This window comes from Streptomyces sp. NPDC100445, assembly GCF_044759735.1.
In the GTDB taxonomy this organism is placed as follows: domain Bacteria; phylum Actinomycetota; class Actinomycetes; order Streptomycetales; family Streptomycetaceae; genus Streptomyces.
Window position 1 is genome coordinate 205,218 of the sequence record NZ_JBIVZV010000016.1, and the last position, 8,216, is coordinate 213,433.

Annotated in this window: 6 protein-coding genes; 2 read left to right on the forward strand and 4 right to left on the reverse strand. The window is 71.3% G+C overall.

The features are described 5' to 3' along the window. Window positions 1-105 precede the first annotated feature (105 nt). Window positions 106-1,548 (forward strand): cellulose binding domain-containing protein, encoded by a 1,443-nt coding sequence (locus ACIQVT_RS32015; protein ID WP_403762181.1) that lies wholly within the window; start codon window positions 106-108, stop codon window positions 1,546-1,548. An 85-nt stretch (window positions 1,549-1,633) separates the two neighbouring features. Here ACIQVT_RS32015 and ACIQVT_RS32020 read toward each other — a convergent pair whose 3' ends face one another. From ACIQVT_RS32020 to ACIQVT_RS32035, 4 genes are all read right to left on the reverse strand, one after another. Beyond that, window positions 1,634-3,067: a GH1 family beta-glucosidase gene (locus ACIQVT_RS32020; RefSeq protein WP_403762184.1), complete on the reverse strand. Its 1,434-nt coding sequence runs from the start codon at window positions 3,065-3,067 to the stop codon at window positions 1,634-1,636. A gap of 113 nt (window positions 3,068-3,180) precedes the next feature. Further along, complete coding sequence (locus ACIQVT_RS32025) at window positions 3,181-4,077, reverse strand: carbohydrate ABC transporter permease (protein WP_403762187.1); 897 nt, start codon at window positions 4,075-4,077, stop codon at window positions 3,181-3,183. After that, on the reverse strand, window positions 4,074-5,099 hold the full coding sequence (locus tag ACIQVT_RS32030; RefSeq protein ID WP_403762190.1) for a carbohydrate ABC transporter permease: 1,026 nt from the start codon (window positions 5,097-5,099) through the stop codon (window positions 4,074-4,076). The genes ACIQVT_RS32025 and ACIQVT_RS32030 overlap by 4 nt, the downstream gene beginning before the upstream one ends. Continuing rightward, a complete protein-coding gene (locus ACIQVT_RS32035) occupies window positions 5,096-6,424 on the reverse strand; it encodes an ABC transporter substrate-binding protein (RefSeq protein ID WP_403762193.1) in 1,329 nt (442 codons plus the stop codon). Before ACIQVT_RS32035 ends, ACIQVT_RS32030 begins: the two co-directional genes overlap by 4 nt. Before the next feature lie 312 nt (window positions 6,425-6,736). On the opposite strand from ACIQVT_RS32035, the gene ACIQVT_RS32040 reads away from it, so the two are divergent. Further along, window positions 6,737-7,792: a LacI family DNA-binding transcriptional regulator gene (locus tag ACIQVT_RS32040; protein ID WP_403762196.1), complete on the forward strand. Its 1,056-nt coding sequence runs from the start codon at window positions 6,737-6,739 to the stop codon at window positions 7,790-7,792. Window positions 7,793-8,216 lie beyond the last annotated feature (424 nt).

Consider the following 8,216-nt stretch of genomic DNA (forward strand, 5'->3'; position numbering starts at 1 on the left):
CCCGAACAGGCCAATTGTCCGAATCGGGGCGGCTAGCGTGCTGCCGCACCACACAGGTCGGGAACGCCCTGTGCACCCCCCGTGAGCAGTAGAGGCAGGCACGCCATGAGCACGCACCGGCGCAGGATCAGCGGCAGGAACAAGGCGATAGGTGGTCTGGTGGCCGCCGCGGTGATCGGTGGCGGCGCGCTCCTGCTCACCGGCACCGCCAACGCGGCCGGGGTGAACGCCGCCTACACCCGCACCAGCGGCTGGTCCACCGGGTACTCCGCCCAGTACGTCGTCACCAACAACTCCGGCCAGGCCGAGAAGACCTGGAAGCTGGAGTTCGACCTCCCGGCGGGCGCGAAACTCGGCTCCCTGTGGAACGGCCGGTCCAGCGTCACCGGACAGCACGTCACCGTGGAGCCGGCCGCCTGGGACACCGACGGCCTGGCCCCCGGCAAGTCGGTCACCGTCGGCTTCGTGGTCGACGGCGCCGGCGACCCGAACGGCTGCCGCATCGACGGCGCCCAGTGTTCCGCCGACGGCGGCGCCACCCCCGAGCCGAGCGGCCGGCCCACCCAGACCACCCCGGCCCCCACCCCGACCCCCACCAGGTCGACCCCCGCGCCCACGCCCACCCCCACCGGCGGCACCGGGACCGGCACCACCTCCGCCGCCGGCTTCGCCCCCTACGTCGACACCTCCCTCTACCCGGCCTTCGACCTCCTCGGCACCGCCGACGCGACCGGCGTGAAGAACTACAACCTCGCCTTCGTCACCGACGGCGGCGGCTGCACCCCCAAGTGGGGCGGCGTCACCGATCCGGCCGGCGACGCCGTGGCCGCGCAGATCGGCTCGCTGCGCGCCAAGGGCGGTGACGTCCGCGTCTCCTTCGGCGGCGCCTCCGGCTCCGAGCTGGCCACCACCTGCTCCTCGGCGGACGCGCTGGCGACGGCCTACGGCAAGGTGATCGACGCCTTCAAACTGACCAAGGTCGACTTCGACGTCGAGGGCGGCGCGCTGCCCAACACCGCGGCCAACACCCGCCGCGCCCAGGCCATCGCCAAGCTCCAGGCCCAGCACCCCGGCCTGGACGTCTCCTTCACCCTCCCGGTGATGCCCGAGGGCCTCACCCAGGACGGCGTGAACCTGCTCGCCGACGCCAAGTCCAACGGCGTGCGCATCGGCACCGTCAACATCATGGCGATGGACTACGGGCCCGCGTACAGCGGTGACATGGGCGGTTATGCCGTGCAGGCCGCCACCGCCACCCAGGCCCAGGTCAAGAGCGTGCTCGGGCTTTCCGACACCGCCGCCTGGAAGGCCGTCGCCGTCACCCCGATGATCGGCGTCAACGACGTCTCCTCCGAGGTCTTCAAGGTCGAGGACGCCACCCAGCTGGTGGACTTCGCCAAGTCCAAGGGGATCGGCTGGCTCTCCATGTGGTCCGCGGCCCGCGACAAGCAGTGCGCCGGCGGCCCCAAGCCCACCGCCGACGCCACGTGCAGCTCCATCAGCCAGGACACGAACGCGTTCGCCAAGGCGTTCGCCGCCTACAAGTGACACCCGGCCGGCCCCCGGCACCCCCGGCCGGCACCCCCTGATCCCGGGCGCGGCCCACCCCCACGACGGGCCGCGCCCGGGATGCTCAGGCCAGGGACTCCACCGCCGGCAGCGTCCCGGTCCGCGCCGCCTCGCCGTACCACAGGGCGCTGGACTTCGGGGTGCGCTCCAGCGTCGCGTAGTCCACGTACACCGCGCCGAACCGCTTGCCGTAGCCGTACGCCCACTCGAAGTTGTCCATCAGGGACCACAGGAAGTAGCCGCGCACGTCGGCACCGTCGGCGATGGCATGCCGCACCTCCGCGAGGTGACCGCTCAGGTAGGCGATGCGCTCGGGGTCGTGGACCCGGCCCTCGGGATCGGGCTTGTCGTCGTAGGCCGCACCGTTCTCGGTGACGTACAGCGCCAGTCCGGGGGCCTCGCGCGAGTAGCGCATCAGCAGGTCGTACAGGCCCGTCGGGTCGATGGTCCAGCCCATCTCCGTGCGCTCGCCGGGGGTCTGGTGGAAGAGGACGTCGTCGGCGGCGGGCCAGGGGGAGTGGTCGCTCGCCCCGTGGCCGTCCGCCCGGGGGCCCTTGGTGTCCCCGGACACGGCCGAGACCAGCGCCGGGGTGTAGTAGTTCAGGCCCAGGGCGTCCAGCGGCGCGTTGATGGTGCGGACGTCGCCGTCGAGGACGTACGACCAGTCGGTGACCGAGGCGGTCGCGGCGAGCAGCGTCTCCGGGTACGCCCCGTGCAGCATCGGGCCGTGGAAGACACCGTTGGCGAGGTCGTCGATCCGGCGGGCCGCCGCGAGGTCGGCCGGGTCCTGGGTGAGCGGCCGCACCACCGAGGAGTTCAGGCTGACCGCGATCTGGTTGCGGGCCGGCATGGCCGAGCGCAGGGCCGACACCGCGAGCCCGTGCCCCAGGTTGAGGTGGTGGGCCGCGCGCAGGGAGGCCGCCGGGTCGGTGCGGCCGGGGGCGTGCACCCCGGAGGCGTACCCCAGGAAGGCGCTGCACCAGGGCTCGTTGAGGGTGATCCACTGCTCGACCCGGTCGCCGAGCGCCTCGCCGACGAGCTGCGCGTACTCGGCGAACCGGAACGCGGTGTCCCGCTCCGGCCAGCCGCCCGCGTCCTCCAGCTCCTGCGGCAGGTCCCAGTGGTAGAGGGTGACCGCGGGCTTGATGCCGGCGGCCAGCAGCTCGTCGACCAGCCGGCGGTAGAAGTCCAGGCCCCGCTGGACGGCCGGCCCGCGGCCCGTCGGCTGCACCCGGGACCACGAGACGGAGAACCGGTAGGCGTTCAGGCCCAGGTCCGCCATGAGCGCCACGTCGTCGCGGTAGCGGTGGTAGTGGTCGACCGCGACGTCCCCCGTCTCGCCGCCGGCCGTCTTGCCCGGCGTATGGCTGAACGTGTCCCAGATCGAGGGGGTGCGGCCGTCCTCCCGCACCGCCCCCTCGATCTGGTACGCCGAGGTCGCCGCGCCCCAGAGGAAGGCGGGCGGGAAGGTCACGGACGACGGAACGGAGTCAGGCATGGAAGCGCTCCCATTTAAGTCGGAAGGGGCCGACGGACGAGGGGAAGGAGGGGGGCCGGGACGGCGGTGGCCCGGCCCCCGGGAAGTCGTGCGGGCACCGCACGGGCGAGCGGTCAGCCCTTGATCGCGCCCTGCATGATGCCGCCCACGATCTGCTTGCCGAACAGCAGGAAGGCGATCAGCAGCGGCAGCGTGCCCAGCAGCGCGCCGGCCATGATCACCGCCTGGTCGGGGACGTAACCGGTGCCGAGCGAGTTCAGGGCGACCTGCACCGTCGGGTTCTGCTGGGTCAGGGCGATGATCGGCCACAGGAAGTCGTTCCAGGCGAACACGAACGTCAGCAGGCCGAGCACCGCCATCGCCGGCCGCGCGGCCGGGAAGACGACGTGCCAGACGATCCGCAGGCTGCTCGCCCCGTCCACCCGGGCCGCCTCGATCAGCTCGGAGGGCAGCGCCTGCACCAGGTACTGCCGCATGAAGAACGTGCCGAACGCGGTCACCAGGCTCGGCAGGATCACCGTCTGGAGCTGGTTGGACCAGCCCAGGTCCGACATCCACAGGTACAGCGGTACGACGGCGAGCTGCGGCGGGATCATCATCGTGCCGATGGTCAGCAGCAGCAGCACGCCGGAGAACCGGAACCGCAGCTTGGCGAAGGCGAACCCGGCCAGGGTGGAGAACAGCACCGTGCTCACCGTGATCGTCCCCGCCACGATCACCGAGTTGAGCATGGCCGTGCCGAGCCCGGCCTGGTCCCAGGCGGCCTCCAGGTTGCGGGCCAGGTTGCCGCCGAACCACAGGGGCGGCGGGGTCTGGGCCAGCCGCCGGTCGGTGCGGGAGGCCGCGACCGCCGTCCACACCAGCGGGGCCAGCGAGACCAGTGCGAACACGGCCAGCACGAGGTAGGTCACCGGACCCGCGTGCAGCTGCTTGCCGGCGCCCATGCGGCCGCGCTGCCGGGGCGCCTTCGCGTCCCGGCGCCCGGCCCGGGAGATGGTCAGTTGGCTCATTGGGACTTCCTCAGCCGTCGGGTGAGCAGCAGGTTGACCGCGGCGATGATCAGCAGGAGCAGGAACATCGACCAGGCGATCGCGGACGCCTTCCCGAGGTTGCCGATGATCCAGCCCTGGTCGTACATGTACAGGCCGAGCGTCTGGTACTGGTGCTCGGAGCCGCCCTTGGAGCCGCTGACCCCGCCGAACAGCAGCGGCTCACCGAAGAGCTGGGTCGCGCCGATGGTGGAGACGACCACGGTGAACAGGATCGTCGGCCGCAGCTGCGGCACCGTCACGTGCCGGAACTGCTGCCAGCGGCTCGCGCCGTCGATCGCCGCCGACTCGTACAGGTCGGCCGGGATGGCTTGCATCGCCGCCAGGTAGATCAGCGCGTTGTAGCCGGTCCACCGCCAGATCACGATCGAGGACACCGCGAACTGCGAACCCCAGTCCGACTCACGCCAGTTGACCGGGTCCACCCCGAAGAAGTGCAGGACCCAGTTGACCATGCCGCCGTCCCACGAGTACAGCAGCGTGAAGACCAGGGTCGCCGCGGCCACGGAGGTGGCGTACGGGGTCAGCATCACCACGCGCCACATCGTGGAGCCGCGCAGCTTGTAGTTCAGCAGGTGCGCCAGCCCGAGCGCGGCCAGCAGCTGCGGCACGGTCGAGATCAGGCCGATGCTGAACGTGTTCTTCAGGGCGTTCCAGAAGAAGTCCGAGGACAACAGGTTCCGGTAGTTGTCCAGGCCCGCCCAGGTCTGGTGGTCCAGCGAGGACAGCTGCACGTCGTGCAGCGAGTACCAGGCCGTGTAGAGCAGGGGTATCAGGGAGAACGCCCCGAAGAGCACGAAGAAGGGGGCGACGAAGGCGTACGGCGCCGCCTTCATGTCCCAGCGGTAGAGCCGGCGGCGCCAGGAGTCGGCGCCCTCCGGCGCACCGCGACCGCGAGCGCCCCGGGCCGCGCCCGGCGGGATGCCGGGCGCGGCCTCGGCACTCGACGCGGGATGCGCGAGAGCCTGCTCGGAGCTGCTCACTGGCCGAGCACGTCCTTGATCTCGTTCCGGGCGGCGTCCCAGCCCTGCTCGGGCGACTTGCCCTTCTGCTCGACCTGGAGGATGCCCACGTCGGTCAGCGCGGTGTTGATCGGCTGGTCCTTGATGCCGAAGTACTGCGTCGGGATCGTCTTCGCCGAGTCGGAGAAGATCTGCGTGATCGGCGCGTCGGAGAAGTACGTCGTCGTGTCCGCGGCCGGCTTCAGGCCCGCGTAGGCCGACGGGGTGGACGGGAAGCTGGCCTGCTTGGCGAAGACCTTCGCCTGCTGCTCCGGCGCGGTCAGCCACTTCGCCAGGGCGATGGCCTCCTTCTGGTGCTTGCCCGCCTTGGGCACGCCGATGAAGGAGCCGCCCCAGTTGGCCGCGGTGGGTGCCGCCGCCACGTCCCAGTTGCCCTTGCCGGCGTCACCGGACTTCTGCTCGATGTAGCCGATCATCCAGGCCGGGCAGGCCACGCTGGCGAAGGAGCCGTTGGCGAAGCCCTGGTCCCACGGCTTGTCGAACTGCTTGAGCTTCGCCGACATGTCGCTGGTGGCGACCGTCATCGCGGCGTCCCAGGCCTTCTTCACGCCCTCGGACCTGTCCCAGACGACGTTGCCGTCCTTGTCGTAGTACCGGGTGGTGCCGCCGCCGAGGGCCGCGTTGTAGACGGAGGAGGCGGAGTCGACGAACTTGGCGCCGCCGGGCGCCTTCTTCATGAACTTCTTGCCCACGTCGACGTACTTGGCCCAGTCGCCCTTCCACTGGGCGGCCAGCTTGTCCCGGTCCGTCTCCAGCCCGGCCTTCTTGAACAGGTCCTTGCGGTAGCAGATCGCCATCGGCCCGATGTCGGTGCCGAGTCCGATGGTCCTGCCGTCCTTGGTGGTGGCCTGCGCGAGCTTCCAGTCCAGCCACTGGGACTTGTCGACCTCCTTGCCCAGGTCGACGAACTTGTCGGCCTGCGTCTGCACGGCCTCCGTGATGTTGCCGACCTCGATGGCCTGGATGTCGTCGGTGCCGGAGCCCGCCTGGAGACGGGTGAGCACCTTCGGCCAGTACACGTCGGTACGGGTGGTGACGTTTTCCTTGATGCTGATGTCCGGATGCAGCTTCGTGTACTCGTCGTAGAGGCCGGCCTGCTTGTAGCCGAAGACGCCGAAGGTCCCGATGGTCAGCTCGATCTTGCCCTTGCCACTGCCGTCGCCACCCGAGTTGTCCGACGAGCCGTCGTCCGAGTCGTTGGCGCAGCCGGCCAGCAGCCCCGTGGTCAGTGCGGCCACGGCCGCGAGGGCCATCAGCCGATGTGACCGGCGGATGCTCGTGCGCATTGCGTCCTCCTGTTGCCTGACGTGCCGACCCCCCGGCCAACTGCATGGAATCGGGCCCGTTCGTACTCGCTGCGGCTCGGGCGGGGAACGTGCGGGATATGTAGGTGTCAGGTACTGTGGGAGCGCTCCCACCAGTGATGAGTTGAAGAGTCGTCGCTTCCGAGCGGGGTGTCAAGGGACCGGACGCGGAGGGATGCGTTCAGTTATCGGAGTGTTAACTGGGCCGCACCGGGCGCCCGCCACCACTCGCCACTCTGGCCAGGACTGTTAGATTCCAGCCAGCCGTAATTGCTGTCGAGAGAGGCGGAGCCCATGGCAAGCCACGGAGGGCGGGGCCGGGGCGGAGGACGGCCCACGCTCGAAGAGGTCGCCGCCCGGGCCGGGGTCGGGCGCGGCACGGTCTCCCGGGTGATCAACGGCTCGCCCCGGGTCAGCGACGCCACCCGCGCCGCGGTCCAGGCGGCCGTCGCCGAGCTGGGCTACGTGCCCAACACCGCCGCCCGTGCCCTGGCGGCCAACCGCACCGACGCCATCGCGCTCGTCGTCCCCGAGCCGGAGACTCGGTTCTTCGCCGAGCCGTACTTCTCGGACATGCTGCGCGGGGTCGGTGCCGAGCTCTCCGACACGGAGATGCAGCTGGTGCTGATATTCGCCGGCAGCGACCGGGAGCGCCGGCGCCTCGCCCAGTACCTGGCGGCCCACCGCGTCGACGGCGTGCTGCTGGTCTCCGTCCACGCCGACGACCCGCTGCCGGACCTGCTGACCCAGCTGGAGATCCCGGCCGTCATCAGCGGCCCGCGCTCGGCGGCCGAGACGCTCACCTCGGTGGACTCGGACAACTTCGGCGGGGCCCGCTCGGCGGTGGCGCACCTGGTGAGCCGGGGCCGCCGCCGGATCGCCCACATCACCGGACGGCTGGACGTCTACGGCGCCCAGCGGCGCGTCGACGGCTACCGCGCGGCCCTGCGCGACGCGGGCCACGCGGCGGACGAACGGCTCATCGAGACCGGTGACTTCACGGAGGAGGGCGGCCGCCGCGCGATGACGGTCCTGCTGGAACGCCACCCCGACCTGGACGCGGTCTTCGCCGGTTCGGACGTGATGGCGGCGGGCGCGCGCCAGGTGCTGCGGGAGTCGGGCCGCCGCGTCCCGGACGACATCGCGCTGGTCGGCTACGACGACTCGGCCATCGCCCGGCACATGGATCCGCCCCTGACCAGCGTCCGCCAGCCCATCGAGGAGATGGGCCGCGCCATGATCGACCTGCTCCTCACCGACATCGCCGACCGCCGCCCGGCCGCGTCCCGCGGCCTGGACCGCCGCCGCGCGGTCCTGCCCACGGAACTGGTCACCCGAGCCTCCTCCTGACACGACTCAGCACCGCCGGCCAAATCTCCCGACGGTGCTGAACCCCCTCAGGGGCGCGGGGAACTGCGCGCCCGGCCACGACGCACCCGCACCCCAAACCGATGGGCGGGCTCTCTGCCGGAGCCGGTCACCCGCACGCGCTCCTGACACGACTCAGCACCGCCGGGCAATCCGCCCGACGGTGCTGCTGGAACGGCCGCCCACGGAACTCCCCCTAGGGGCGCGGGGAACTGCGCGCCCGGCCACGACGCACCCGCACCCCAAACCTGGCTCCCTGCCGGAGCCGGTCACCCGCACGCGCTCCTGACACGACTCAGCACCGCCGGGCGATCCGCCCGACGGTGCTGCTGGAACGGCCGCCCACGGAACTCCCCCTAGGGGCGCGGGGACCTGCGCGCCCGGCCACGACGCACCCGCACCCCAA